Source organism: Streptomyces sp. NPDC059679 (assembly GCF_042734105.1).
Lineage (GTDB): Bacteria > Actinomycetota > Actinomycetes > Streptomycetales > Streptomycetaceae > Streptomyces.
Genome location: NZ_JBHWES010000005.1, coordinates 223900 through 249488, shown reverse-complemented (window position 1 = coordinate 249488; position 25589 = coordinate 223900). Strand labels below are relative to the sequence as shown.

The window sequence follows — 25589 nt, the reverse complement described above, 5'->3', positions numbered from 1 at the left end:
CAAGGCCGCCCCCGAAGCGCGGCCGGTACCGCCGGAACAGGAGCCCCACACGAACTCCCGGAAACCGGCCCGACGCAAGCCGGGCCGGGCCCGGCCGAAACACGCCCGGTCCAGGGCAGGGCCGACCCGGGCCGGGGCAGGGAGCCGCCGGACCAGGCCGCGTGCTCGCCGCCGGGCCGTAAGCCGCCCGTACCGCGGCGCGGCACGGGCGCCGCGGAGCCATCCCGAGCCCGCCTCCCGCGGTCAGCCCGTCGGCGTGCCCGCCTCGAGGTACAGGGGGCGCCCCTGTTCTCGGGCGCGCAGCGCCCAGCGCAATCGGCTCAGGCGTACCGGAGGCAACAGCTCCGCGGCTTCCCCCTCCGTGACGAAGCGCCAGGCGCGCAGTTCGGAGGCCGGGAGCAGGACGTCGCGGGCCGCCTCGGCGGTGAGCCGTCCGCCGTCGAAGAGCAGCCGCAGGCCGCCGTAGCCGGGTGGGCAGGGCTGCTCCCAGTCGACGACCAGCAGCCGCAGCGGCTCGGCCGGTCTGAGGCCCAGTTCCTCGACCACCTCCCGGACGCCGGCGTCGGTGGGCGGTTCGCCGGACTCGACGACGCCGCCGGGGAACTCCCAGCCGGGCTTGTACGTGGGATCGACGAGCAGGACCCGGTCGTCCTCGTCGAAGAGCAGCACCCCGGCCGCCAGGGTCTCGGCTCTGGGCTCCGGGGTCTGCACGATGTCGCAGCTGCCCGCGCCCTCGCGGACGGCGTCGGCAATGTGCTCGGCGGTCTGCCGGGGGGTGAGCCCGGTGGTGTCCACGACATACGCGTCGTCGACGAGCCACGGCAGGGCCGAACGGTAGGGCGCGAGGTGGTCCAGGCACCAGCGGCGGACGGATTCGCTGCCGTCCGCGTCGCCCGGGATGGCCTCGCGCTCCGCTATTCGCTCGCGCAGTATCGTTTCGTCGGTGTGCAGCAACACATGCCGCACGGGAATGCGCCGGGCCGCGAAGCCGCCGAAGATCTCATCGCGGTACTCCTGCCTCAGGACTGTCATCGGCACCACCAGCGGGCCGCCGACCTCGGCGATCAGCGCCGCGCCCGTGTCGACGACCAGCCGCCGCCAGGACGGCAGGTCCTGGTAGTCGGACACCTCGTCAAGGCGCTTGCGCGGCAGCATCATCCGCAGGCCGTCGCCGACAAGTTCCGGGTCATAGAACGTGCTGCCCGGCAAGAAGTCCACCAATTCGCGGGCCGCGGTGGTTTTGCCCGCGCCGAACGCACCGTTCAGCCAGACGATCACATTTCCCCCTATTCCATCGCCCCCTGTCAGTTGCCCGCATCACCCTGTTGTGAAAACGCCCGGGGGCCGCGGAGTGACGGATCGCGCCGCCGCCGGGGCGGCGGCGCAGGCCGTCGGCGCACCCCGGAGCCGCCCTTCAGCCCTTGCTCGCGCCGAGGGTGAGACCCGCGATGAAATGCCGCTGGAGGAGTAGAAAGACCAGCACAGTGGGCAGCGCCACGATCACGGAACCGGCCGCCAGCAGGTTGTAGTCCGTGAAGAACTGCCCGCGCAGGTTGTTGAGCGCGGAGGTGATGGGGAGCTTGTCGCCGTCGGAGACGAAGACGAGGGCCCAGAGGAAGTCGTTGTACATCCAGGTGAACTGGAGCGTGCCGAGCGCCGCCAGCGCCGGGCGGCACAGCGGCAGGGTGATCCGCCAGTACTGGGTCCACACCCCCGCGCCGTCCACCACCGCCGCCTCCAGAATCTCCAGCGGCAGGGTGCGCATGAAGTTTGCCAGGACGAAGACGCAGAAGCCGACTTGAAAGGCGACCTGGACGGCGATCACCGCCCAGTAGGAGTCGTACATCGTCATCGAGTCCGACATCCAGTACGGCAGGTTGATCTTGGTGAAGAGCACATACAGCGGGGTGACGATCACCTGCTGCGGCAGCAGGTTCCCGGCCGTGAAGACCATCAGCAGGATCAGCCCGCCGCGCATCTTCAGCCGGGAGACGACGAAGGCGACGAACGAGGCGAAGAAGAGCGTCAGCAGCACCCCGGGCACCGCGATGATGAGCGAGTTGACGAAGTACTTGCTCATGCCCGAGTCGCTGAACGCCTGCTTGTAGTAGTCGAACGACAGATGGCGCGGCAGCGAGAAGTAGCCGTGCTCGGCGGTCTCCTCGTACGGGCGCAGCGAGGCGTAGACGGCCAGCAGCAGCGGGGCGAGGAAGGCGAGCGAGACGGTCATCAGGAAGGCGTGCAGCCCCAGGCGCGCGGGGCGCGTCCGGCGGCGCCCGCCGCCCGCGGGCGTCGCGGGCGCGGGGGTCCGCGCGGGTGCGGTCCGGGCCGGTGCGGTCATCCCCCTGGTCATCCCTTCTTCTCCCCTCGCAGCTCCTGCACCAGATAGGTCACGATGAATCCCAGGGACACGGTGAGCAGGACGACGGCGATGGCGGATCCGAAGCCGATGCGGCTGGCCTCGCCGATGATGTTGTCCGTGACGAGCACGGAGAGCAGTTCCAGGCCGTTGCGCCCGTGGTTGATGGCGTAGACGATGTCGAAGGCGCGCAGCGCCTCGATGACGGTGATGACGCCGACGATGACGTTGACCGGCCGGAGCGTGGGCCACACGACCCGGAAGAAGGTCTGCCGCTCGTTGGCCCCGTCGAGGGCCGCGGCCTCCTTGAGTGAGGGGTCCACGGACTTCAGCCCGGCCAGATAGAGGATCATCACATAGCCGGTGTGCCGCCAGGCGGCGGCCAGCAGCACCACCCAGATGTTGAGGTCGGGGTCGCCGAGCCAGTCGACCGGGTCGTCGGTGTTGCCGATGATGGCGTTGAGCACGCCCTGGTCGCGGGAGAAGACCAGTTGGGCGATGAAGCCGACGATGGCGAGCGAGAGCACCACCGGCATGTAGAGGGTGGACTGATAGAAGCGGCTGAACCGGACACCCTTGTCGAGGAGTACGGCCAGCAGCAGCCCGAACGGAGTGGCGACGAACCCCAGGAACGCCAGCCACAGCAGGTTGTTGCGGGCGGCCGGCCAGAACGGCGGATAGTCGGTGAACAGGGTGCGGTAGTTGTCGACGCCGACCCAGTGGATATCGCCGATGCCGTCCCAGCTGGTGAAGGACAGACCGATGGAGGCGAGGGTCGGCCCCCAGATGAGGGTGAGGTCGAGCAGTACGGGTATGCCCAGCAGCACGCCGATGACGGCGAGGTCGCGGGTGGTGAACTTCCGCGGACCCCGCCGCCTGGCACGCCGCGCGGTGGTGTGCGGCACGGCGTGTGTCTCCTAGTCGCTGGTGAAGATGGTCTTCTTCTGGGACTCGATGCTCTTCGTCAGGGAGTCGATGTCGTTCGGGCTGTTGATGAACTGCTGGATGGCCCGGATCATCACCTGGGACGCGAAGTCGGGGCGGGTGTCGCGGTCCATGAACTGCGAGATCTGCTTCGCGTCGGCGATGAGCTCGACGGCCTTCTTCTGCAGCGTGTTGTACGAGGAGTTGGACGCGCCCTCGTTGACCGCGATGTTGTTGGGGTCCCGTTTGAGGTAGATCTCCTCGGCGGCCGGGGTGGCGAGGTACTTCAGCAGCTCCTTGCCCTGCTTCTGCCGTTTGGACTTCTTGGACAGCAGGAAGCCGTCGATCGGCGCCTCGACCGCGTCCTGGCCGTAGGCGGAGTCGATCTCCGGGAAGGGGAAGAAGTCGAGGTCGTTCCGGTCGGCCTCGGGGAACTGCTGCCCGGGGTGCGGAAGCCCGAAGACCGCCATGCCCGACTTCTTCTGCGCCAGGCTCTGCGCGGCCTCCTGCCAGGTGCGGCCGTTGGCCCCCTTCTGGTGGTACGGCATCAGACCACGCCACAGGTCGAAGACCTGCTTGACCTTGGGGTCGGTCCAGGACTCCTTGCCCCGCATCAGCGAGATGTGGAAGTCGTAGCCGTTGGCCCGCATATTGAGGTAGTCGAAGGTGCCCATGGCGGGCCAGCCGTCCTTGTCGCCGAAGGCGATCGCGTCCAGGCCGTCCTTGTCCATCCGCTTGGCGAGCGCGCGGTACTCGTCGAAGGTCTTGGGGATCTCGTAGCCGTGCTGCTGGAACACGCTCTTCCGGTAGAAGACGGCCCATGGGTAGTAGTAATACGGTACGAAGTACTGCTTGCCGTCCTCGCCGGAGGACTGCTGCTTGAGCGCGTCGGAGAAGCCTTCGAACCCCTTCCAGAGGTCGCTGATCTCGGCGAGCAGCCCTTGTTTGGCGAAGAACTGCATGCGGTACCCCGCGAACCACATGAAGACATCGTCCGGGGTGCCCTTGAGATAGCGGTTGATGTTCTCCTGGAAGGACTCGTGGTTGACGGTGTTGACCTTGAGCTTCTTGTCGGACTTCTTCTCGTACGCGTCGAATACCTCGGCGAACGCCTTGCGCGGTACGGCATCCGAGGCGTTGGACCCTATTTTCACCTCGTCACTGGGGCCCCCACAGGCGGTGAGCAGCGTCGGGAGGGCGACCGCACCGGCTCCGATCGCGGTGCCCCGGAGCAGAGCACGACGGGAGATCCGATGTTCTGACGAAGACTGTGCCATGTGCCCCTCCAAGGAGGTTCAATCGAACACAACCGAACGCGAGTGAGTGGATCTCACCCGTCGGACGGGGCCCAGTCAAGAGTTATGACGAGATATCGAACAACCGTTACCGGTTCTCTTCCAACAGACTCCAACACGGTCTACCGTAAACGACCGCGAGTTACGTGCTTTGACGCAGCGTCACCCCGTCGAGAACGGAGGACACGCATCATGCGCCATGTCTCTTCCCTGGCCATCCGCCGAAGAATCATCGGAGGAGTGGCCGCAGCACTGCTTGGTACGACCGGGGCCGCCGGGCTGACCGTCCCGGCCGCAGCCCAGCCCGCGCCCCAGCCCACGGCCCAGCCCACGGCCCAGCCCGCCGACGCCAACTCCGTTGCCGCCGCAGACGCGGCACCAGTCGCCGCGGCACCGGGCGACGGGCTCGCCCTCACTCCCCCGATGGGCTTCAACAACTGGAACTCGACCCACTGCCGGGCCGAGTTCAACGAGGCGATGGTCAAGGACATCACCGATATCTTCGCGACCAAGGGTCTGAAGGAGGCCGGATACCAGTACGTCAACCTCGACGACTGCTGGGCGCTGCCCCAGCGCGACGCGGACGGCAAACTGGTCCCGGACCCGGTGCGCTTCCCGAACGGCATCAAGGCCGTCGCCGACTATGTGCACTCCAAGGGGCTCAAGTTCGGCATCTACACCAGCGCCGGCACCAAGACCTGCAATAGCGCCGGCTTCCCCGGCGCCCTGGGCCATGAGCGGTCGGACGCCCAGCAGTTCGCCGACTGGGGCGTGGACTACCTCAAGTACGACAACTGCAATAACCAAGGCGTGGACGCCAAGCAGCGCTATCTCGCCATGCGCGACGCGCTCCAGGCGACCGGCCGCCCCGTCGTCTACAGCATCTGCGAATGGGGCCAGAACAAACCATGGGAGTGGGCCGCGGACGTCGGCCAACTGTGGCGTACCACCGGCGACATCAGCGACAGCTGGGGCAGCATGCTCTCGATCGCCAAGGCGAATCTCCCGCTCGCCCCGCACGCCGGGCCCGGCCGCTGGAACGACCCCGACATGCTGGAGGTCGGCAACGGCGGGATGACGCCCACCGAGTACCGCAGCCACTTCTCCCTCTGGTCGATCATGGCGGCGCCGCTGCTGATCGGGACCGATCTGCGCAAGGCCACCCCCGAGACATACGAGATCCTGGGCAACCGCGAGGTCATCGCCGTCGACCAGGACGGGCTCGGCAAACAGGGCCAGGTGCTCTCCTCCGAGGGCGGGGGCTGGGTCGTCGCCAAGGAGCTCGCGGGCGGCGACCGAGCGGTCGCGCTCTTCAACGAGACCGACCGGCCCCGGCACATCGCCACCACGGCCGCGGCGCTCGGCCTGCCGGAGGCGGACGCGTACCGGCTGCGCGACCTGTGGGAACACCGGAGCTACAACACCGCCGGAGACGTGGCAGCCACCGTCCCGGCCCATGGCACCGCGCTGTTCCGCGTCTCGGCCGACCGGCGCTGGACCGCCTATCCGCCCGCCGTGGAACTGGGCACCGGCGCGGCCGCGCCGGCCGAGGCCGGGACCACCGCCAAGGTCGCCACGACCGTGACCGACCTCGGCCGCACCCCCGCCCGCCAGGTCTCGGTCCGCCTCATCGGCCCTGACGGCTGGCGCGTCGAGGCCACCTCCCCGACCAGGGCCGCCACCCTGCCCACCGGCCGGAAACTGACCACGCGCTGGCAGGTCACCGCGCCCGCCGGCACCCCGGCCGGTGCGTACGAGCTGAAGGTCTCGGCGGACTACCGTTCCCCGCAGGGCACCCGGGCCGCGGCACAGCTGCCGGCTCCGGTGCATGTGGTGGTGGCCCCGCCCTCCGGAACCTCGTACGCAAGCGATCTGCCGTGGCTGAGCGCGGTCAACGGCTGGGGTCCGGTGGAGAAGGACACCAGCGTGGGCGAGAACGCGGCGGGCGACGGACATCCGATCACCATCGGCGGCACCGTGCACGCCAAGGGCCTCGGGGTGCACGCGCCCAGCGAGGTGACGTACTACACCGGCGGCCGGTGCACGAGCTTCACCGCCCAGGTCGGCGTCGACGACGAGGAGGACGCCGCCGGGACGGTCGCCTTCGAGGTGTGGGCGGACGGCGAGAAGGTTGCCTCGACGGGGACGCTCACCAACGCCGACCCGGCCACGGCAGTCACCGCCGCGCTCGGCGGCGCGACGACCGTCAAGCTGGTGACCACCGACGCCGGGGACGGTGTGACCAGCGACCACGGTGACTGGGCGGAGGCGGCCTTCAGCTGCTGACTCCGCTACGCGGGCGGAGCCACCGCGCTCCGCTCCGCGGTCGGCCGGCCCTTCCCCGCGCGCCCGTCAGCACACGGGCAGCCCAGGGAGGGGCTGGTCGTTGTCCCCGCCCTTGATGTAGACGTCGCTGATGAACACGTTGGTGTGGCCGCTGTCGTCGTCCGTCTTGGCCCACCACACGTTCGTCCACTTGCCGTAGGTCTCCCGGCGGCCCAGGTTCTGCTGGCAGTAGAAGTAGTTCAGGCCCTGGTTGAGGGTGCCGACCGGCTCTCCGGAGGCCGTGTACGACGTGGCGGCGCGCCAGACCTCGCAGTTGTACTTGCCCCCGCCGGCGTCATGGCAGACCGGCGGGGGGTCGGGGTCCGCCGTGCCGCCGCCGGCCCCGCCCCCGTTGGCGGAGTTGCTGTCGTCGCCGCCTCCGCCGCCGCCCGAAGTCCCGTCGCCTCCGCCGCCGCCCTTGCCGCCGTCCGAGCCGCCGTCCGAGCCTCCGGACGCGCCGTTTCCGCGGTCGCCGGGCTTGCCCGAGGCGGACGGGGAACCGGAGCCCGAGGGCTCCGCGGTCTTCTTCCCGCCCTTGTCGCCCTTGTCTCCCTCACCGTCCTCGTCGTCCTCGCTGTCCGTGCTCCCCTTGTCCCGGGCCTTCCCGCCGTCCGGTGAGGCGGAGTGGGTGGGGGACGCCGATGTGTCCTCCTGGCTCCCGGCCGCGGTCTTGTCGCCGTCGTCGCCGACAAGCGCGTACGTCACGCCGCCCCCGGCGAGCAGAACGGCGACGGCCATGGCCGCGATCAGCGCCTTCTTACGCCCGGGCCGCCGCGGCGCCGCGCCCCCCGGAGCCCCGCCGCTCACCAGCGGCTCCTCGGGCACCTGCGGCGGCCCGAAGCCGGGCGGGGCCGAGGACAGCAGGGGGGAGGGGGACGGCGGAATGGGCGACTGAGCGGCCGAAGGCTGTGGGGCGGAGGGCGGCGGGACGGCGGGCTGGGAGTCGTGGGGTGCGGGGGGCTGCGGCTGGGTGGACCACGGTCCGCCGGACGGGTCGGCGGCCTGCCCCCCGGACGAGCCGAGGGACGAGTCGCCGGGCGGACCCCCTGAGGGGCCGAAGGCCGGGCCGCCGAACTGCCCGCCGGGCGAGCCAGCAGGCGAGCCGCCGGCCGGACCGGAGGACGAGCCAGCGGGCGAACTGCCGAACTGGCCGCCAGCCGGGCCCAAGGCCGGACCAGCCGGCGATCCGCCGGCCGGACTGACCGCCGGACCGCCGACCGGGTCGCCCGTCCGGGCGCTGCGCGGCGCCGCGGAGCCCAGCACGTCCGGTGTCGTCGGCGTCCGCCCGGCCCAGCCCGCGGCGGCCCAGGGGTCCTCGCCGGCCGCGACGGCCTCCAGCATCACCCGCGCCTGGCCCACGGACGGCCGCGCCGCCGGGTCCTTGTCCATCATCGCGTGCAGGACCGGCGTCAGCGGTCCGGCCCGCCTTGGCTCCGGGAGCGGTTCGGTGACGATGGCCGTCAGCGTCGACCACACCGACGTACGCCGGAACGGGGACGAGCCCTCCACCGCCGCGTACAGCGTCATGCCGAGCGCCCAGATGTCCGAGGCCGGGCCGGGCTCCTGGCCCTGGGCGCGCTCCGGCGCGAGATAGTCGAGGGAGCCGATGAGCTCGCCGCTGCGGGTCAGCTTGGTCGTCGCGTCGTCGCCCGGCGCCTCCATGCTCGCGATGCCGAAGTCGGTGAGGACGACCCGGCCGTCGTGGTCGAGCAGCACATTGCCCGGCTTCACGTCCCGGTGCAGCACACCGGCGTGATGGCCCGCGCCGAGGGCGTCCGCGACCTTCGCGCCGATCGCCGCGGCTTCCAGGGGCTCCACGACGCCCCGCTCGTCGATCAGGTCGTCCAGCGACCGGCCTTCGATGAGCTCCATGACGATGACCGGAAGCCCGCTCTCCTCGGTCACGTCGTGCACCGTGATCACACCGGAGTGGCGGATCCGCGCCGCGGCTCTTGCCTCCCGCTGCATCCGGACGCGCAGATCGGCGAGTTCGGGCCCGGAGGAGTCGGTGTAGGCGCGCAGCACCTTGACCGCGACCTCCCGGCCCAGCACCTCGTCGACGGCCTTGCAGACCACGCCCATACCGCCCCGGCCGAGCGTGCCGGTCACTCGGTATCGACCGCCCAACAGCCTGCCGGTCAGATCCCCGCTCATGTCCCCCGGTGACACCGTGCCTCAGTCCCCCTTGTAAGCCGTGGTCGCGCAACAGCTTAGGGGCAAGCACCGACAGTCCCGCTCAACTCGCGGGCGTGCGAGCGCGGTCGACCGTCGACAGGGGCTGAGGCGCCCCCGGGGGGCGCCTCCCAGCGGTAGCTGGGGAAGAACCGAGCCCTAAGAAGGGCTGCCGAAGCCGTCCAGTCCGGCCTGCTGGGCCGCCGCCGCGGCGGCGCCGACCAGGCCGGCGTCCGTACCCGTCTGCGCCGGGACGACCTCCAGGCCACTGACGAACGACAGGGTCGCGTAGTCGCGCAGCGCGCGCCGCAGGGGTACGAAGAGCACGTCACCGGCGCCCGCCACCCCGCCGCCGACCACGGCCACCTCGATCTCGACGAGCGTCGCGGTGGCCGCGATTCCGGCGGCCAGCGCCTGCGCGGCGCGTTCGAAGGAGGCCTGTGCGACCGGGTCGCCGGTCCGGGCCGAGGCCGCCACGGCCGCCGCGCTCGTATCGCCGCCCGGGCCGGGGCGCCAGCCGCTCTCCAGGGCGCGACGGGCGATGTTGGGGCCGCTGGCGATGCGCTCGACGCAGCCGCGCGCGCCGCACGGGCACGGGTCGCCGTCGAGGTCGACGCTGATGTGGCCGATGTGCCCGGCGTTCCCCGTGGGGCCCGGGTGGAGTCGCCCGTTCAGCACCAGGCCGCCGCCGACGCCCGTGGACACCACCATGCACAGCGCACCCGTACGCCCGCGCGCCGCGCCCTGCCAGTGTTCGGCCGCCGTCATCGCCACCCCGTCGCCGACCAGCGCGACCGGCAGTTCGCCGACCATCTCCCGGACCCCGGCGACGAGGGGGAAGTCGCGCCAGCCGGGAATGTTGACGGGGCTGACGGTGCCGACGGAGGCGTCGACCGGGCCCGCGCTGCCGATTCCGACCGCGGCGACCCGGGACCACTGGGCGCTGCCGGACAGCTCGTCGAGCACCGCCGTGACCTCGCGCATCACGGTTTCGCCCGGTTCCTGGGCGGGGGTGGCGCGTCTGGCCCGTACGACCAGTTTGCCGCTGCCGTCCACCAGGGCACCCGCGATCTTGGTACCGCCGATATCCAGTGCGGCAATGAGGTCACGTGGCATATGAGTCGACTCCCCCGGCAGTCTCTCGACGTATCGCTGTGGGGCAACAGTCTTCCCTGCCGCTGACAACGTTGTCCAGGGGCTATGCTCGGACACCCTTCCGCACGACCACCAGCGGACGGCCGGCGAACGACCAGTGAACGACCAGCGACGGGACAACCGCACCGTGACCGACACCGCTCCGGGCACCGCCACCACCTCTCGCCGCTACGGCACCCGCCCCACCATGAAGGATGTCGCCGCGCGCGCCGGGGTCGGCCTCAAGACGGTCTCACGAGTGGTCAACGGCGAGCCGGGGGTCACGCCCGACACCGAACGGCGCGTCAAGGAGGCCATCACCGCGCTCGGCTTCCGCCGCAACGACAGCGCCCGCATTCTGCGCAAGGGCCGCACCGCCAGCATCGGACTGGTCCTCGAAGACCTCGCCGACCCGTTCTACGGGCCGCTCAGCCGCGCCGTCGAGGAGGTCGCCCGCGCGCACGGCGCCCTGCTGATCAACGGTTCGAGTGCCGAGGACCCCGAGCGCGAGCAGGAACTGGTGCTCGCGCTGTGCGCGCGCCGGGTCGACGGGCTCGTCATCATCCCGGCCGGGCGCGACCACCGCTACCTGGCCCCGGAGATAGCCGCGGGCGTCGCCACGGTGTTCGTGGACCGCCCGGCCGGCCGTATCGACGCCGACGCCGTGCTCTCCGACAGCTTCGGCGGCGCGCGGGACGGCGTCGCCCATCTGATCGCCCATGGCCACCGCCGCATCGGCTTCCTCGGCGACCAGCCGGGCATCCACACCGCCGAGGAGCGGCTGCGCGGCTATCGCACGGCGATGGCCGAGGCCGGGCTGCCGGTCGACGACGCGTGGGTGTCCCTCGGCCCCACCGACCCCGAGCGGGTACGGGCGGCGGCCATCGAGATGCTGGACGCACCTGAGCCGGTCACCGCGCTGTTCGCGGGCAACAACCGGGTGACGGTCACCGTCGTACGGGTCCTGGCCGGGCGCCCCCGACCGGTGGCCCTCGTCGGCTTCGACGACTTCGAACTCGCCGATCTCCTCTCCCCCGGTATCACCGTCATCGCCCAGGACTCGGCCCAACTCGGCCGTACCGCGGCGGACCTGCTCTTCCGCCGCCTCGACGGGGCGGGGGGCGAGCCTCGGCGGGTGGTCCTGCCGACCCGCCTGATCGCCCGCGGCTCCGGCGAGTTGCCGCCGGCCGCGTAACGCACGCGCAGCCAGCCGCAGACGGAAACAGGCCGCGCACTCAGGCCGCGAGCACCTTGGCCTTGGCGCGCTCGTACTCCTCGGTGGTGATGTCGCCGTGGTTCTTGAGCTCCACCAGCTTGGAGAGCTCCTCGGCATGACCGGTCGCCGCGGTCTCGCGCACGAACGCTTTCATATCCGCCTCCGCCTTCAGGGCGGCCTTCGCCTCGCGCTCGCCCATGCCGCGCCCCCTCGCGATCAGGTACACGAAGACGCCGAGGAAGGGCAGCACGACGACGAAGACGCACCAGCCCGCCTTGCCCCAGCCGCTCACCGAGTCATCCCGGAAGAGGTCGCCGATGACGCGGAAGAGCAGTATGAACCACAGGATCCACAGAAAGACCCAGACCGTGGTCAGGAATACGTCCAGCAATGGATAGCTCATCATCCGCCTCCTATCGGACGCGCCCGGCGGACCCAACGAAGGGGCAGAAGGCTCCCACCGGGGCCGACACTCCAAGCGTACGGCGCCTTCTCGGGCCCGGTCGGCGCAGCACCGGATGCCGTAGGCACGCGGGCGCGTACGAATGGAGAGAGAGCGAAGTCGTCCGGAGGAAGCGAAGTCGCCGCGAGCCGGAGGCCGGAGAGGGCGCCCCATGGACCTGCAGATTCTCCCGCTCGCCGTCACCATGATGGCGGGGCCGCAGATCGTGGCCGCCGTCATCCTGGTGACCGCGCCGCGGCCGGTGCGGGTGTCCCTGACGTTCCTGCTCGGGGTGGCCATCGCGACGACGGCGGGGGTCACGATCACCCGGGGGATCTTCGCGCTGCTGGGCCAAGTGGTCGCACCGGGCAGCCCGTCCGAGCGCGGCTCGGCCGGGACGGTCGTCCAGCTCGTGCTGGTGTCACTGCTGGTGTTCGCGGCGGTGAAGGCGTACGTGAGGCGGGAGACGGCCGAGCCGCCGAAGTGGCTGGGCTCGCTGATGGAGGCGGGGGCCTGGAAGGCGTTCACGGTCGGCCTCCTGGTCATCCTGGCCATGCCGTCCGACATCGTGGTCATGCTGACGGTGGGGGCGTCCCTGGAGCAGCACGGCGGGGGTGTGGCGGCGGCGCTGCCGTTCATCGGCCTGACCGTGCTGATCGCGGCGTTGCCGCTGCTGGTCTATCTCCTCGCCGGTGAGCGCGGGCGGCGGGCCATGCCCCGGGTCCGGGAGTGGCTGACCTCGCACAGCTGGGTGGTCACCATCGCCACCTGTCTGCTCTTCATCGTGCTCATCCTCACGTAGCGGCCCCGGCTACCGGCTACCGACCGCCGCGCCCGGTGGGCGCCCGGGGGCGGGCCGCGCGGGGCCGGGGCACCCGGCCGGTCGCCGCCAGCAGCGCGATCGCGGCGAGCGCGGCCAGCAGAACCAGCGTCAGGAGCAGCACCGTCGCCGCGGTGGGGCGGTTCCGGACGCCGAACGCGGCGGCCGTCGGCAGCAGCACCCCGAACGTCAGCCCCCGGCGGTGGCCGGCCACCCAGGCGCCGACCCGCCCGGTGCGCAGCCCGCGCGCCGCGCTCCAGCGCGCGGCGGCGTCGGCACCGCGGTCGGCGCCCTTGCGCGCCGCGCGGGGCAGTCGGCCGGGTCCCGCCAGGTAGGCGCCCAGCGCGACGGCGAGGCCGAGCACCCCCGCGGTGCGGACGGTGGTCCACAAACCGCGCAGCAGCGTGTCGTATACGGCCGCCGCTGCCGCCCGCGGCAGCACGCTCGGCGGCAGATGGTCGAGCCAGTACCGGCGGGCGACGGCCAGGCCCGCGCCCAGGGCGAGAGAGGTGACGGCGGTCCCCAGCGCGGCGCGGGCCAGGGCGCGGCGGCGCCGGCGCGCGAGCAGGAGGCCCGAGGTGCCGAGCAGTCCGGTCAGCCCGGGGAGCCAGACACCGGCAAGGTCCAGCAGGCGCGCCCCGAATCTGACCCGGCCCAGTTGGTCGGAGTGGAACAGGACCATGCGCCGGTCGACGTCGGGGATGGCGCTCGCCGAGGAGAGTCCGACGTTCTGCAACTGCCGTTTGACCTTCTTGACGGCCGCGCCCACGTCCAGGGTCACGGTGTCGCCGTCCACCCCGACCGCCCCGTGCCCCTCGCCGGTGAGCACATGCACGAGAGCGGAGTGGCCGGCCCGGTTGGCACCGACCCACACCGCCGGGAACTGGTCGCCGCGCACGACATGCACCGCCACCCTCGTCAACGCCTGGTCGACGGCCGGGTCCAGCTTGAGCCCCAGCCCCTGGACGGCGTCGGCGGCCTTGGGTGAAACCCCCTGGCGGCGCAGCCAGGAAGCGATGTCCGTGGTGAGGTCCCGGCCGCTGCGGCGGGCGTTCAGGGCTTGGCGTACGTGCCGCAGCGCGGCGTCCTGGATGGCCGGGTCCTTGGCGAGCGGGGAGACCGTCGCCATGTAGCGGCCGGTGTCGAGGAGAACGTCGTGGAGCCACACCGACACCAGGGACACCGGTACGAGCAGACAGGCGAGCGAGATCAGCAATCCCGACGCGGCGGTCCTGGCGGTCCCCCCGACGCAGCGGACCCCGCGACGGCACACCCGGCCGCCCCGCACTCCAGCGGCTGAGTGGCCGTGCGGTGGCTTCGGGGGCTTCGTCGTCGGGGGCTTCGGTGTCGGGGGGCCGGCCGGTGACTCGTCGGGGGCGCCGGTCATGACAACATCTCCCGCCTTCCCCGGCGGGACCGCATCCCGGGTGAGGCGTCGGAGTGAAGCGCGCGGAGTCGGGCCCGGCAGAGCTCCCCCGGCCCGGCGGGGTCAACTCGTGGCGGGGGTCCGGCCCGAAAGGGTGTTCAGGGCGGCGCGGCCCAGGCCGGTCAGGCGCTCCACCTCCGCACCGTCCACCGCGCCGCAGTCCAAGCCGCGCAGCAGATAGCCGCTGAGGGCCTTGGCCGTGGCCGGTTCGTCGGCGATCGCGCCCCCGGCGCCGCCCGCGCGGTCGACGTACGCGGCCAGCCGGGCCGCGGCCTGGGGCAGACCCTCCCGGTAGAAACCGTAGACGGCGGCGTAACGGGTCGGCAGATGGCCGGGGTGCATGTCCCACCCCTGGTAGTACGCGCGCGCCAACGACCGCCGCACCAAGCGGTGGTGGAGCCGCCAGGCCTCGTGGACCTGCTCGGACGAGCCGACGGGCAGGACGTTGGTCGAGCCGTCGGAGAGCCTGATGCCGGTGCCCGCGGCAGCGACCTGCATCACGGCCTTGGCGTGGTCCGCGACGGGGTGGTCCATGGACTGGTGGGCGGCGCTGACCCCGCAGGAGGCGCTGTAGTCGAAGGTTCCGTAGTGCAGCCCGGTGGCCCGGCCCTCGGCGGCGTCGATCATACGGGCGACGGTGGCGCGGCCGTCGGGGCCGAGGATCGCCTGGGTGGTCTCGATCTGGATCTCGAAGCCGATCCGGCCCGCGGCCAGGCCGTGCGCGCGCTCGAACGCCTCGCACAGCCGGACCATGGCGGTGACCTGCTCGGCGTAGGTGACCTTCGGCAGGGTGAGGACGAGTCCGCCGGGCAGACCTCCGGCGTCCGTCAGCCCGGTGAGAAAGATGTCGAGGGTGCGGATGCCACGGTCGCGGACGGCGGCCTCCATGCACTTCATGCGGATGCCGATGTACGGCGGCGCGGTGCCGTCCGCGACGGCGGCGGCGACGAGCGAGGCCGCGCGGGCGGCCGCGGCGTCCTCCTCGGCGTCGGGGCGCGGGCCGTAGCCGTCCTCGAAGTCGATGCGCAGATCCTCGATGGGCTCGCGCGTCAGCTTGGCGCGCATCCGCGCGTAAACCGGCTCGGCGAGGTCGTCCTGAATGCCGAGGACGGCGGCCAGCGCGGCGGCGTCGGGGGCGTGTTCATCGAGCGCGGCGAGCGCCTGGTCGCCCCAGTCGCGGACGGTGCCCGCGGTGTAGAGGTCGGCGGGGACGTAGACGGTGTGGACGGGCTGGCGGGTGCCGGGGTCGCCGGGGTAGCGGCGGGCGAGTTCGGCGTCGACGCCGGCGAGGGAGGCGGCGATTCCGTCACGTACGGCGCTGGGAAGGCTGGTCGTGAACGTCTCCTGCTGCCCCATCCCCGTACCTTCCATCACACCAGCCAGCCTTTCCGAAATGCGGAATCCGTAATCCGCACAGCGAAGTTATCCGTGGCTCGACCCCAGGTCAACACCCTCCCCCTTCGCCAGAAACGCACGCGGCCCCCACGCACGGAGCGTGGTCCGCGCATGAGGGCCGTCCAGTGGCAGAGGTGTCAGCCCTTACGGGCCTTGATCTCCTCGGTCAGCTGCGGGACCACCTCGAAGAGGTCGCCGACCACGCCGTAGTCGACGAGGTCGAAGATCGGGGCCTCGGCGTCCTTGTTGATGGCCACGATGGTCTTGGAGGTCTGCATACCGGCCCGGTGCTGGATGGCGCCGGAGATGCCGGTCGCGATGTACAGCTGCGGCGAGACCGACTTGCCGGTCTGGCCCACCTGGTTGGTGTGCGGGTACCAGCCCGCGTCGACGGCGGCGCGCGAGGCGCCCACGGCGGCGCCGAGCGAGTCGGCCAGGGCCTCGACGAGGGGGAAGTTCTCCGCGCCGCCGACGCCACGGCCGCCGGAGACCACGATCGCGGCCTCGGTCAGCTCCGGGCGGCCGGTGGACTCGCGCGGGGTGCGGGCGGTGACCTTGGTACCGGTGGCCTGCTCCGAGAACGACACCTCAAGAGCCTCGACGGCACCGGCGGCCGGGGCGGCCTCCACGGCTGCCGCGTTCGGCTTGACGGTGATGACCGGGGTGCCCTGGCTGACCCGGGACTTGGTGGTGAACGCGGCGGCGAACACCGACTGCGTCGCGACCGGGCCCTCGTCGCCGGCCTCCAGGTCGATGGCGTCGGTGATGATGCCCGAGCCGATCCGGACCGCCAGCCGGGCGGCGATCTCCTTGCCCTCGGCGGAGGAGGGGACGAGGACGGCGGCCAGGGAGCCCCCGGCGGACACCACCTTGTAGGCGGCCTGCAGCGCGTCCACCTTCGGTACGACCAGGTAGTCGGCGTACTCGGACGCCTCGTGGGTCAGGACCTTCACGGCGCCGTGCCCGGCGAGCGTGGCGGCGGTGTCGGCTGCGCCGCCGCCCAGGGCGACGGCGACCGGCTCGCCGATGCGGCGGGCCAGGGTCAGCAGCTCGAGGGTGGGCTTGCGGACGGCGCCGTCCACGTGGTCGACATAGACGAGGACTTCAGCCATGGGAATCGATCTCCTGCGGAAAAAGTGCGGGCGGTTGGCGGTGCGTCGGGCGCGGCCGGGTCAGATGAACTTCTGACCCGCGAGGAACTCGGCAAGCTGCTTGCCGCCCTCGCCCTCGTCCTTGACGATCGTGCCCGCGGTACGGGCCGGGCGCTCCGCGGCGCTGTCGACCGCGGTCCAGGCGCCCTCCAGGCCGACCTCGTCCGCCTCGATCTCCAGGTCCTCCAGGTCCCAGGAGGTCACCGGCTTCTTCTTGGCGGCCATGATGCCCTTGAAGGAGGGGTAACGGGCCTCGCCCGACTGGTCGGTGACCGACACGACGGCGGGCAGCGAAGCCTCCAGCTGCTCGCTCGCGGTGTCCCCGTCGCGGCGGCCCTTCACTGTGCCGTCCTCGACCGAGACCTCCGACAGCAGCGTGACCTGCGGGACGCCCAGGCGCTCGGCGAGCAGCGCCGGCAGCACGCCCATGGTGCCGTCCGTGGAGGCCATACCGCAGATCACCAGGTCGTAGCCGGTCTTCTCGACCGCCTTGGCCAGCACCAGCGAGGTGCCCAGCGCATCGGTGCCGTGCAGATCGTCGTCCTCTACATGGACGGCCTTGTCGGCACCCATGGACAGCGCCTTGCGCAGCGCGTCCTTGGCGTCCTCGGGGCCGACGGTCAGCACGGTGATCTCGGCGTCATCGGCCTCGTCGGCGATCTGGAGGGCCTGCTCGACCGCGTACTCGTCCAGCTCGGAGAGCAGGCCGTCCACATCGTCGCGGTCGACAGTCAGATCTTCGGCGAAGTGCCGGTCGCCGGTGGCGTCGGGCACGTACTTCACACAGACAACGATCCTCAAGCTCACGCCGGCTCTCCTACTGCATCGTCTCTTCGTGCTGCCTTGTCCAGGCAGCATAGGCGCCTTCGGGTGCGGATTCCGGCCGGTCGGCGACCGGGGTGGACCCTGCACCGATCGATATATTACTCGCCAGTACACCCAGGTCGTTCCCCGTAAGCAACCCGGTTGAACTGTGACCTTGCCAACGGCAGCCGTCGGCGGTTCAGACCGCCGCGCCGAGCGCCGCGATCACATCCGCCGTACGCGGCTGCCCGGCCGCGCGGCGCACGATGCGGCCCGCGGCGTCGAGCACCAGCACCGTGGGGGTCCGTACGACATCCAGTCTGCGCACGAGGTCCAGTCGCGCCTCGGCGTCGATCTCCACATGCGCCACGCCGTCCACCATCCGGGCGACATCGGCGAGGACTCGCCGGGTGGCCCGGCACGGCTGGCAGAACGCGCTGGAAAACTGCACGAGCGTCGCCCGCTCCCCCAGCCGCGCACCCAGTTCCGCGGCGTCCAGCCGCCCGCCCTGATCGCCCTCGCCCTGTCCGCTTCGCACCCGCTGTCCTTTCGATCGTCCCTCTCGATCGTCCCTCGACGGATCTCGATCGTCCCTCGACGGATGCAGCGCGGGATTCCCGGGGGACATTCCTCCCCGCACCCGCCCCGGCGTACGCCCGTCCGCCGACGTGATGAGGATCTCGCGGCCCCAAGTGTTCGCCCGGTAGGCAGACGGGCGCGATATGGGGCACCATCTGCCAGAAGCCCAGAACCTACGGCCGCGTAACTTCCGTCGGGAGAGCCCTCCCAGGAAAAGAGAAGGGTCCCCCCATGGCAGAGCTCGTCTATCCGCCGGTGATCGGAGCCGCCCGCACCATGTTCAAGGCGCTGGACCTGCGCTTCGACATCAAGGGCGCCGAGAACATCCCCAAGCGGGGCGGCGCGGTACTGGTGAGCAACCACATCGGCTATCTGGACTTCGTCTTCTGCGGGTTCACCGCGCGTCCGGCCAAGCGGCTGGTCCGCTTCATGGCCAAGGACTCGGTCTTCCGGCACAAGGTCGCCGGGCCGCTGATGCGCGCGATGAAGCACATCCCCGTCGACCGCGCGGCGGGCATGGACGCCTACCGCCACGCGCTGAAGGCGCTGCGCTCGGGCGAAATCATCGGGGTCTTCCCGGAGGCGACGATCTCCCAGTCGTTCGCCCTCAAGAACTTCAAGACCGGCGCGGCCCGGCTGGCCCAGGAGGCCGGCGTACCGCTGCTGCCGATGGCGCTGTGGGGCACCCAGCGGCTGTGGACCAAGGGCCACAAGCGCGATCTGGGCCGTAACCACTTCCCGATCACGATGCGGGTGGGCGCGCCCATGGAGGCCGACCCGACCGAACCGTCCGACACGCTCACCGAGCGGCTGCGCTCCCGGGTGCAGGAGCTGCTGGAGGCGGCGCAGCGGGCGTATCCGGTGCGGCCCAAGAACGAGGACGACACCTGGTGGGTCCCGGCCCACCTCGGCGGCACCGCGCCCACCCCGGCCCAGGCGGCCGGTCTCGACCGCCGCTGACCCCGCTCGTACAGGCCCGCTCCGTACGGGCCCTGTCCGACCGCTTGCCGAACAGGGCCAGGGGAGGCACTACGCCTTGCCCATCTCCTCGCGAAGCGCGGCGACGAACCCGTCGACGTCCTCCTCCGTCGTATCGAAGGAGCACATCCACCGCACATCGCCCGCCGCCTCGTCCCAGAAGTAGAAGCGGTAGCGCTTCTGCAGGCGCTCGGCCGCGTCGTGCGGCAGCCGGGCGAAGACGGCGTTGGCCTGGACCGGGTGGAGGATCTGGACTCCCTCGACCGTACGGACCCCGTCGGCCAGCCGCCGGGCCATGGTGTTGGCGTGGCGCGCGTTGCGCAGCCACAGGTCGCGGGCGAGCAGCGCCTCCAGCTGTACGGAGACGAACCGCATCTTGGACGCCAGCTGCATGGACAGCTTGCGCAGATGCTTCATACCGCGGACCGCGTCCGGGTTGAGGACCACCACGGCCTCGCCGAAGAGCATGCCGTTCTTGGTGCCGCCGAAGGTCAGCACGTCCACGCCCGCCACATTGGTGAAGGAGCGCATCGGCACGTCCAGGGACGCGGCCGCGTTCGCTATCCGGGCCCCGTCGAGGTGGACCTTCATGCCTCGCTCATGGGCGTGGTCGCAGATGGCGCGGATCTCGTCCACGGTGTAGACGGTGCCCAGCTCGGTGTTCTGGGCGATGGAGACGACCTGGGGCATGGCCCGGTGCTCGTCGTCCCAGCCGTACGCCTCGCGGTCGATGAGCTCGGGGGTGAGCTTGCCGTCCTCGGTGGGAACGGTGAGCAGCTTCAGCCCGCCCACGCGCTCGGGAGCCCCGCACTCGTCGACGTGGATATGCGCGGTGTCGGCCGCGATGACCGCGCCCCAGCGGTCGGTGAGCGCCTGGAGGGCGACCACATTGGCGCCGGTGCCGTTGAAGACCGGGAAGGTCTGCGCCGCCGCCCCGAAGTGGCTGCGCATCACCCGCTGGAGGTGCTCGGTGTACTCGTCCTCGCCGTAGGCGACCTGATGGCCGCCGTTGGCGAGGGCGAGCGCGGCGAGGACTTCCGGATGGGCTCCCGCGTAGTTGTCGCTGGCGAATCCGCGCAGATCAGGGTCGTGGTGGCGGCGGGCGTCGGTGCGCCCTGGGTTCACGGCTTGAGGGTCAGCCACAGACGGGTTCCGTTCACTTCCCGGGCGGGCCGGTCCCAGAGTCCGGCGATGGCCTCGGCCAGCTCCTTGACGTCCGTGAAGCCCGCGAACTTCGCGTTGGGGCGCTCCGCTCGCATGGTGTCGTGCACCAGCGCCTTGACCACCAGGATGACAGCGGCCGCGGCCGGGCCACCCTCGTCCCCCAGCTTCCGGAAGGAGTCGGCGAGCGCGAGGGTCCATGCCTCGGCGGCGGCCTTGGCGGCGGCGTACGCGGCGTTCCCGGCGGTTGGCTGGGAGGCGCCCGCCGCGCTGATCAGGACATAGCGCCCCTTGCCGCTGCGCAGCAGGGCGTCGTGGAAGGCGAGTGAGGTGTGCTGGGCGGTCCTGATCAGCAGGTTGTGCAGGGTGTCCCAGTCGGCGAGCGGGGCGTCGGCGAAGCTCTTGCCGCCGCGCCAGCCGCCGACCAGATGCACCAGTCCGTCGACCCGGCCGAACTCCTTCTCGGTGCGGTCGGCCCATTCGCGGGCCGCGCGCAGATCGAGCAGGTCGACGGTGTCGCCGGTGACGGTGGCCCCGCCGTGGGCGTAGCGGGCGGCGTCCACGGCTTCGGCCAGCCGGGCGGGGTCCGCGTCGGAGGCGATGACGGTGGCCCCGGCCTCGGCGAGGCGGAGCAGCACGGCGCGGCCCGCCGGGCCCGCGGCGCCGGCCACCGCGACCACGGCTCCGTCCAGGGGCCCCTTGCCGTTCGGCTCGTTGGGGGTGGGGCTCGACGTCGGTGTGGTCATGGTCGTCGCCTCCTCGGGCGCTCCGCTCATCCCTGCCATCGGCTTCCCTGCCTTCGGCTTCACGCGGCCGCCTTGACGTCGCTGTCGGCCGTGATGCCCTTGGTGGAGGCGACCACGGCGCGCAGCTTCTTGGCAAGCGCCTCGTAGAACATGCTGAGCGGGAACTCGTCGGGGAGCACGTCGTCCACCAGTTTGCGCGGCGGCTGGGTGAGGTCGAGGGCGTCGGGGCCCTTGGCCCACACCGAGCCGGGGTGCGGGGCCAGATAGGACGAGACCAGCTCGTACGCCTTGAACCAGTGGACGAGCTTGGGGCGGTCGATGCCGTCGCGGTACAGCTTCTCGATCTCGCCGCACAGCTGGTTGGTGACCTGCGGGGCGCGGACCCAGTCGATGTGCAGGGTGTTGTCCGTCCAGCGTACGACGTCGTGCTGGTGCAGATAGGCGAAGAGCAGCTGGCCGCCGAGTCCGTCGTAGTTGCGTACGCGGTCGCCGGTGACGGGGAACCGGAACATCCGGTCGAAGATCACGGCGTACTGGACGTCGCGGGCCTGGGCGATCCCCTCGGCCTCCAGCTTCACGGCCTCCTTGAAGGCGGTGAGGTCACAGCGCAGCTCCTCCAGGCCGTACATCCAGAACGGCTGGCGCTGCTTGATCATGAAGGGGTCGAAGGGCAGATCGCCATGGCTGTGGGTGCGGTCGTGGACCATGTCCCACAGGGCGAACGCCTCCTGGCAGCGCCGCTGGTCGGCGAGCATGTCCCGGACGTCCTCGGGGAGCTCGATGCCCAGCGCCTGGACGGCGGCCTCGCTCACCCGCCGGAAGCGGGCGGCCTCGCGGTCGCAGAAGATCCCTCCCCAGTTGAACCGCTCCGGGACCTCGCGGACGGCGATGGTCTCGGGGAAGAGCACCGCGGAGTTGGTGTCGTAGCCGGAGGTGAAGTCCTCGAAGGCCAGGCCGATGTAGAGCGGGTTGTCGTAGCGGGTGCGCTCGAGCTCGGCCAGCCAGTCCGGCCACACCACGCGTACGACCAGCGCCTCGAGGTTGCGGTCCGGGTTGCCGTTCTGCGTGTACATCGGGAAGACGACCAGGTGCTGCAGGCCGTCGGCGCGCCCGCGGGCGGGCTGGAAGGCGAGCAGCGAGTCGAGGAAGTCCGGCACCCCGAAGCCGCCCTCGGCCCAGCGGCGCAGATCGGCGACGAGCGCCTGGTGGTACGCGGCGTCGTGCGGCAGCAGCGGGGCCAGCTCCTCGACGGCCCCCACGACCCGGTCGACGGCGTCCTGGGCTCTGGCCCGGGATGGAGCGCCGTCGGCCTCGAAGTCGATCGAACCGTCCTTGGACTGCCAGGGCCTGATGGCCTCCACGGCGCCCTTGAGCGCGGCCCAGGACGGGTGCTCCACTACGCGGTCCACACGCTCCGCAGGCAGAATGACACCCTCCGCCACCATAGACGAAAGAATTTCCGCCATAACCACACCTCCACCGAAGAAACTCGCGTAAAGACACCGTATCCATCGACTGTTCTCCGGCTCAAGGGGGGCCACCGGAAATTATCCTGCCCCGCCCCCTCCCCACCGATGTTTTTCCTGTAGAACATGGCTCGGTCATGGATCGGCAGCCGAGCCGCGCCTCTGCCGCGGCCCTGTCTTAACCCCCGCGTCGCGGTGGGCCGTTACGCTGAGCGCCGGTCCGGGCAGCCGCCTCAGCACGACCAGCGCCTCAGCACGACCAGCAGAGCCGACAGAAGAGCGAGACACCGTTGACCTTTCTCACCATCGGACACCGCGGAGTGATGGGCGTCGAGCCGGAGAACACCCTCCGGTCCTTCCTCCGGGCCGAGCGCGAGGGCCTGGACGTCATCGAGCTGGACCTGCATCTGAGCAAGGACGGCGAGCTCGTGGTCATGCACGACGCCGACGTGGACCGCACGACCGACGGACAGGGGCCCATCAGCGACTTCACCCTCGCCGAACTGCGCCAGCTCGACGCCGGGCAGGGCGAGCGCATCCCGGTCTTCGCGGAGGTCGTGGACGCCGTGCAGGCGCCCCTCCAGGCGGAGATCAAGGACACGGCGGCCGCGCGGGCCCTCGCCGAGGTGATCACCCGCCGCAATCTGCTGGACCGCGTGGACGTGCTCTCCTTCCACGACCAGGCCATCGCCGAGATCCGCACCCTCCTGCCGACCGCCCGCACCGCGCTCGTCGCCAGCCGCTACGGCCTCGATGTGATCGACCGGGCGCAGGCGGTCGACGCCGGGATGCTGGTCCTCAACATCCGCCGGATCACCCTCGAGCTCGTACAGCGCGCCCACGCGGCCGGCCTCAAGGTCATCGGCTGGACGGTGAACACCCCGGACCATCTGAAGCTGGCCCGCGGCCTCGGCTTGGACGGCGGCACCACCGACTACCCGGAGATCAGGCGAGCGGCCCGCTACACGGCGTGACCAGGCTCCTGGGGTTCGGCTTCCGGTGGGCCGGCCTCACGCCAGCGGCTTGACCAGCAGCTCGAACTCGAGGTCGGCGCGGCGCGGGATGCCGAAGCGCTCATCCCCGTACGGGAACGGCGTCATCTCCCCCGTACGGGCGTAGCCGCGCCGCTCGTACCACGCGATCAGGTCCTCGCGGGCCGAGATCACCGTCATACGCATCTCCCGCGCGCCCCACTCGGCCCGCACCCACCGCTCCGCCTCGGCGATGATCACCTTGCCGAGCCCGGCACCCTGGAGTGCGGGCCGCACCGCGAACATCCCGAAGTAGGCATGGTCGCCGCGGTGCTCCAGCTGGCAGCAGGCCACCATCTCGCCACCCCGCTCGACCACCAGCATCCGGCCGTTCTCCCCCGTCACCACGGCCGCGACCCCCTCGGGGTCGGTGCGCCGCCCGCCCAGGATGTCGGCCTCCGTCGTCCAGCCCGCCTTGCTGGAGTCCCCGCGATAGGCCGATTCGATCAGTGCGACCAGCTCCGGCACATCGGCCGCGGTCGCGGCCCGGAAAGTCGGCTCGGCGGCGGGCCGGGTGGTGTCCACGGTCTCCATGAGGTCGGATGTCCTTTCCTTACGGTGTGCCCTGCGGCGGCAGTCGACTTTAACCCGCCCCCGATGCGTAAGGTCGCGCCATGGTGCATGTACTGAGCAGCCGCACCCTGCTGCGGCCGACCGACCCGGAACGCTCCCGTGCCTTCTACGGCGAGACCCTGGGCCTCGTGGTCTACCGGGAATTCGGCGAGGGTCCCGAGCGCGGGACGGTCTACTTCCTCGGCGGCGGCTTCCTCGAGGTCTCCGGCCGCTCCGACACCCCTCCGGCCCCCGGCCTCCAGCTGTGGCTGCAGGTCGCCGACGTCGCTGCGGCCCATGAGGAGCTGATGGCCCACGGGGTCGAGGTGCTGCGGCCACCGCTGAGGGAGCCCTGGGGCCTGATCGAGATGTGGATCAGCGACCCGGACGGGGTCAAGATCGTTCTCGTGGAGGTCCCGCACGATCATCCCCTTCGCTATCGACCGGGGACGTAGGACGACTGGAGCCAGGACGGCGCCGTCCTGACCGGACGGGGCAAGAAGTTCACCTTTATCGAATCGATCGCAAAGGACTTGGTGACGTGATCCCTGCCCGGCTGGAAGCGGAGGCGACCTCGTCGGCGCCCGCCCTCGCGCTGCGCCCCTGGGGCCCGGCGGACGCCGCCGACCTCGTCGAGCTGTACCGGGACGACGTATTGCGCCGCTGGACGAGTTCGGCCGTGGACGACGAGGCGGGCGCGGAGCGATGGATCCAGGAACTGCAGCGGGGATGGGAGACGGGGGACCGCTTCACTTTCGCGGTCGTCGAAGCCCGAACCACGGCGTCCGAGGGGCGGTTGGCGGGCCATGTGGTGCTCAAGAACGTCACCTCCGGCGAGCCCTCGGCCGAGGTCGGCTACTGGACCGCGGCACACGCGCGCGGCCGGGGAGTCGCCCCCCGGGCGCTGCGGGCCCTCACCGACTGGGCCTTCGCCACCTTCGCCGCCGACGGACTGACGCGTCTTGAGCTGCTGCACCAGGTGGACAACGCGGCGTCATGCCGCGTCGCGCAGAAGAGCGGATACGACCTGGCCACGCTTCTGCCCGCCGCGCCGCCCGCGTTCCCCCGCGACGGCCATCTGCACATACGGTCCCGGTCAGCGCAGGTGGGCGCGCTCGTCGACGCGACGCGTCGGTGAGCCCAGGAAGACATCCGGGGTGGTGGGACCGTAGGCGACGTTGAGGGTGTCGAGCCGGTAGAACCACTCCCCGCCGCAGAGCCCGACGAACCGGTGGTTGATCTGCCACCGCAGCCACTCCCCGGGGGCGAGCCGCACCGCGGGCGGGCGGCGATGGCGGCGCGGCGTGCTGAACATCGACACCTGCGGCGGACCGATCCGCAGCAGCCGCCCGTCCTCCTCCCGCAGCGCCACTCCGGCATCCGGCAGCTCCCGTACGGCCGCATGGGGCTCGAAGGAATCCGCCTCCCGCATCACGACCTCGTGCACGGACGACGCCAGACCCGGCGGCAGCGGGAACGCGATGGGGGTCGCGTTCCTCCGTACGGCTTCGGGGCCGCCGCGGGAGGACTTGGTCCACTCGGTGCGCACCCATTGAACGACGGCGTCCATGACGCCGATGATCGGGCAGGGGCTCGCCGCGCCGCCACCGGCT

24 protein-coding genes are annotated in these 25589 nt (G+C 71.3%); 7 read left to right on the top strand and 17 right to left on the bottom strand.

Annotated features, from left to right (window positions below):
- Window positions 1-243: 243 nt before the first annotated feature.
- The 4 genes from ACFV2X_RS09070 to ACFV2X_RS09055 form a co-directional block, all read right to left on the bottom strand.
- A complete protein-coding gene (locus tag ACFV2X_RS09070; protein ID WP_089510072.1) occupies window positions 244-1278 on the bottom strand; it encodes an NUDIX hydrolase in 1035 nt (344 codons plus the stop codon).
- Between the two features lie 136 nt (window positions 1279-1414).
- A complete protein-coding gene (locus ACFV2X_RS09065) occupies window positions 1415-2341 on the bottom strand; it encodes a carbohydrate ABC transporter permease (protein WP_385613481.1) in 927 nt (308 codons plus the stop codon).
- A gap of 8 nt (window positions 2342-2349) precedes the next feature.
- Window positions 2350-3264, bottom strand: a complete 915-nt coding sequence (locus ACFV2X_RS09060; RefSeq protein ID WP_385613388.1) for a carbohydrate ABC transporter permease — start codon at window positions 3262-3264, stop codon at window positions 2350-2352.
- A 12-nt stretch (window positions 3265-3276) separates the two neighbouring features.
- Complete coding sequence (locus ACFV2X_RS09055; protein ID WP_385613386.1) at window positions 3277-4560, bottom strand: ABC transporter substrate-binding protein; 1284 nt, start codon at window positions 4558-4560, stop codon at window positions 3277-3279.
- A gap of 210 nt (window positions 4561-4770) precedes the next feature.
- Here ACFV2X_RS09055 and ACFV2X_RS09050 point away from each other — a divergent pair, with 210 nt between their 5' ends.
- Window positions 4771-6864, top strand: coding sequence for an NPCBM/NEW2 domain-containing protein (locus ACFV2X_RS09050; RefSeq protein WP_385613383.1), 2094 nt, complete (start codon window positions 4771-4773; stop codon window positions 6862-6864).
- Window positions 6865-6930: 66 nt separating this feature from the next.
- Here ACFV2X_RS09050 and ACFV2X_RS09045 read toward each other — a convergent pair whose 3' ends face one another.
- Together ACFV2X_RS09045 and ACFV2X_RS09040 are read right to left on the bottom strand one after the other, a co-directional pair.
- Window positions 6931-9057, bottom strand: a complete 2127-nt coding sequence (locus ACFV2X_RS09045) for a protein kinase (RefSeq protein WP_385613381.1) — start codon at window positions 9055-9057, stop codon at window positions 6931-6933.
- Between the two features lie 177 nt (window positions 9058-9234).
- Window positions 9235-10191 (bottom strand): ROK family protein, encoded by a 957-nt coding sequence (locus ACFV2X_RS09040; protein ID WP_385613378.1) that lies wholly within the window; start codon window positions 10189-10191, stop codon window positions 9235-9237.
- Between the two features lie 166 nt (window positions 10192-10357).
- Between ACFV2X_RS09040 and ACFV2X_RS09035 the strand changes: the two genes are divergently transcribed.
- Complete coding sequence (locus tag ACFV2X_RS09035; protein ID WP_385613376.1) at window positions 10358-11404, top strand: LacI family DNA-binding transcriptional regulator; 1047 nt, start codon at window positions 10358-10360, stop codon at window positions 11402-11404.
- A gap of 40 nt (window positions 11405-11444) precedes the next feature.
- Here the strand turns inward: ACFV2X_RS09035 and ACFV2X_RS09030 are convergent, their stop codons facing one another.
- The gene (locus tag ACFV2X_RS09030) at window positions 11445-11828 is read right to left on the bottom strand and encodes an SHOCT domain-containing protein (protein WP_358640477.1); all 384 of its coding nucleotides are present in this window, start codon (window positions 11826-11828) and stop codon (window positions 11445-11447) included.
- A 211-nt stretch (window positions 11829-12039) separates the two neighbouring features.
- Here ACFV2X_RS09030 and ACFV2X_RS09025 point away from each other — a divergent pair, with 211 nt between their 5' ends.
- Window positions 12040-12669, top strand: coding sequence for a GAP family protein (locus ACFV2X_RS09025; RefSeq protein ID WP_385613374.1), 630 nt, complete (start codon window positions 12040-12042; stop codon window positions 12667-12669).
- Between the two features lie 16 nt (window positions 12670-12685).
- Here ACFV2X_RS09025 and ACFV2X_RS09020 read toward each other — a convergent pair whose 3' ends face one another.
- From ACFV2X_RS09020 to ACFV2X_RS09000, 5 genes are all read right to left on the bottom strand, one after another.
- Entirely contained in the window at window positions 12686-13903 is a 1218-nt protein-coding gene (locus ACFV2X_RS09020; protein ID WP_385613372.1) for a hypothetical protein, read from the bottom strand.
- Window positions 13904-14176: 273 nt separating this feature from the next.
- Window positions 14177-15469 (bottom strand): DUF6986 family protein, encoded by a 1293-nt coding sequence (locus ACFV2X_RS09015; RefSeq protein WP_385613369.1) that lies wholly within the window; start codon window positions 15467-15469, stop codon window positions 14177-14179.
- 176 nt (window positions 15470-15645) lie between these two features.
- Window positions 15646-16620, bottom strand: coding sequence for an electron transfer flavoprotein subunit alpha/FixB family protein (locus ACFV2X_RS09010; protein WP_385613366.1), 975 nt, complete (start codon window positions 16618-16620; stop codon window positions 15646-15648).
- Between the two features lie 60 nt (window positions 16621-16680).
- Window positions 16681-17466, bottom strand: a complete 786-nt coding sequence (locus ACFV2X_RS09005) for an electron transfer flavoprotein subunit beta/FixA family protein (protein WP_385613364.1) — start codon at window positions 17464-17466, stop codon at window positions 16681-16683.
- A gap of 196 nt (window positions 17467-17662) precedes the next feature.
- Window positions 17663-18001 carry a TlpA family protein disulfide reductase gene (locus ACFV2X_RS09000; protein WP_385613362.1) on the bottom strand — a complete coding sequence of 113 codons (339 nt, stop codon included), beginning with the start codon at window positions 17999-18001 and terminating at the stop codon, window positions 17663-17665.
- 272 nt (window positions 18002-18273) lie between these two features.
- On the opposite strand from ACFV2X_RS09000, the gene ACFV2X_RS08995 reads away from it, so the two are divergent.
- Complete coding sequence (locus ACFV2X_RS08995) at window positions 18274-19002, top strand: lysophospholipid acyltransferase family protein (protein WP_385613359.1); 729 nt, start codon at window positions 18274-18276, stop codon at window positions 19000-19002.
- 69 nt (window positions 19003-19071) lie between these two features.
- On the opposite strand, the gene ACFV2X_RS08990 is transcribed toward ACFV2X_RS08995, so the two are convergent.
- Genes ACFV2X_RS08990 through ACFV2X_RS08980 form a run of 3 tightly spaced genes read right to left on the bottom strand, consistent with a single transcriptional unit; the run spans window position 19072 to window position 22393 of the window.
- Window positions 19072-20145, bottom strand: coding sequence for a threonine aldolase family protein (locus ACFV2X_RS08990; RefSeq protein ID WP_385613357.1), 1074 nt, complete (start codon window positions 20143-20145; stop codon window positions 19072-19074).
- Window positions 20142-20927, bottom strand: a complete 786-nt coding sequence (locus ACFV2X_RS08985; protein ID WP_385613354.1) for an SDR family NAD(P)-dependent oxidoreductase — start codon at window positions 20925-20927, stop codon at window positions 20142-20144. Before ACFV2X_RS08985 ends, ACFV2X_RS08990 begins: the two co-directional genes overlap by 4 nt.
- 59 nt (window positions 20928-20986) lie before the next feature.
- Entirely contained in the window at window positions 20987-22393 is a 1407-nt protein-coding gene (locus tag ACFV2X_RS08980; RefSeq protein WP_385613351.1) for a DUF6421 family protein, read from the bottom strand.
- Window positions 22394-22683: 290 nt separating this feature from the next.
- Here ACFV2X_RS08980 and ACFV2X_RS08975 point away from each other — a divergent pair, with 290 nt between their 5' ends.
- A complete protein-coding gene (locus ACFV2X_RS08975; RefSeq protein WP_385613349.1) occupies window positions 22684-23367 on the top strand; it encodes a glycerophosphodiester phosphodiesterase in 684 nt (227 codons plus the stop codon).
- A 36-nt stretch (window positions 23368-23403) separates the two neighbouring features.
- Here ACFV2X_RS08975 and ACFV2X_RS08970 read toward each other — a convergent pair whose 3' ends face one another.
- On the bottom strand, window positions 23404-23958 hold the full coding sequence (locus ACFV2X_RS08970; RefSeq protein WP_385613347.1) for a GNAT family N-acetyltransferase: 555 nt from the start codon (window positions 23956-23958) through the stop codon (window positions 23404-23406).
- A gap of 80 nt (window positions 23959-24038) precedes the next feature.
- Here ACFV2X_RS08970 and ACFV2X_RS08965 point away from each other — a divergent pair, with 80 nt between their 5' ends.
- Both ACFV2X_RS08965 and ACFV2X_RS08960 read left to right on the top strand, forming a co-directional pair.
- Window positions 24039-24431 (top strand): VOC family protein, encoded by a 393-nt coding sequence (locus tag ACFV2X_RS08965; protein ID WP_385613345.1) that lies wholly within the window; start codon window positions 24039-24041, stop codon window positions 24429-24431.
- Window positions 24432-24517: 86 nt separating this feature from the next.
- Window positions 24518-25114, top strand: a complete 597-nt coding sequence (locus tag ACFV2X_RS08960) for a GNAT family N-acetyltransferase (protein ID WP_385613343.1) — start codon at window positions 24518-24520, stop codon at window positions 25112-25114.
- On the opposite strand, the gene ACFV2X_RS08955 is transcribed toward ACFV2X_RS08960, so the two are convergent.
- On the bottom strand, window positions 25073-25546 hold the full coding sequence (locus ACFV2X_RS08955) for a hypothetical protein (RefSeq protein WP_385613340.1): 474 nt from the start codon (window positions 25544-25546) through the stop codon (window positions 25073-25075). The two genes, ACFV2X_RS08960 and ACFV2X_RS08955, sit on opposite strands and share 42 nt — an antisense overlap.
- Window positions 25547-25589 lie beyond the last annotated feature (43 nt).

Excerpts from the sequence above, each read along its gene's own strand:
- ACFV2X_RS09040 (WP_385613378.1), bottom strand. The coding sequence starts at position 10,191 with ATGCCACGTGACCTCATTGCCGCACTGGATATCGGCGGTACCAAGATC.
- ACFV2X_RS09045 (WP_385613381.1), bottom strand. The coding sequence starts at position 9,057 with ATGAGCGGGGATCTGACCGGCAGGCTGTTGGGCGGTCGATACCGAGTG.
- ACFV2X_RS08995 (WP_385613359.1), top strand. The coding sequence starts at position 18,274 with ATGGCAGAGCTCGTCTATCCGCCGGTGATCGGAGCCGCCCGCACCATG.
- ACFV2X_RS09050 (WP_385613383.1), top strand. The coding sequence starts at position 4,771 with ATGCGCCATGTCTCTTCCCTGGCCATCCGCCGAAGAATCATCGGAGGA.
- ACFV2X_RS08970 (WP_385613347.1), bottom strand. The coding sequence starts at position 23,958 with ATGGAGACCGTGGACACCACCCGGCCCGCCGCCGAGCCGACTTTCCGG.
- ACFV2X_RS09025 (WP_385613374.1), top strand. The coding sequence starts at position 12,040 with ATGGACCTGCAGATTCTCCCGCTCGCCGTCACCATGATGGCGGGGCCG.
- ACFV2X_RS09010 (WP_385613366.1), bottom strand. The coding sequence starts at position 16,620 with ATGGCTGAAGTCCTCGTCTATGTCGACCACGTGGACGGCGCCGTCCGC.
- ACFV2X_RS08965 (WP_385613345.1), top strand. The coding sequence starts at position 24,039 with ATGGTGCATGTACTGAGCAGCCGCACCCTGCTGCGGCCGACCGACCCG.
- ACFV2X_RS09055 (WP_385613386.1), bottom strand. The coding sequence starts at position 4,560 with ATGGCACAGTCTTCGTCAGAACATCGGATCTCCCGTCGTGCTCTGCTC.
- ACFV2X_RS09065 (WP_385613481.1), bottom strand. The coding sequence starts at position 2,341 with ATGACCGCACCGGCCCGGACCGCACCCGCGCGGACCCCCGCGCCCGCG.
- ACFV2X_RS08980 (WP_385613351.1), bottom strand. The coding sequence starts at position 22,393 with ATGGCGGAAATTCTTTCGTCTATGGTGGCGGAGGGTGTCATTCTGCCT.
- ACFV2X_RS08955 (WP_385613340.1), bottom strand. The coding sequence starts at position 25,546 with ATGGACGCCGTCGTTCAATGGGTGCGCACCGAGTGGACCAAGTCCTCC.
- ACFV2X_RS08985 (WP_385613354.1), bottom strand. The coding sequence starts at position 20,927 with ATGACCACACCGACGTCGAGCCCCACCCCCAACGAGCCGAACGGCAAG.
- ACFV2X_RS09015 (WP_385613369.1), bottom strand. The coding sequence starts at position 15,469 with ATGGGGCAGCAGGAGACGTTCACGACCAGCCTTCCCAGCGCCGTACGT.
- ACFV2X_RS09030 (WP_358640477.1), bottom strand. The coding sequence starts at position 11,828 with ATGAGCTATCCATTGCTGGACGTATTCCTGACCACGGTCTGGGTCTTT.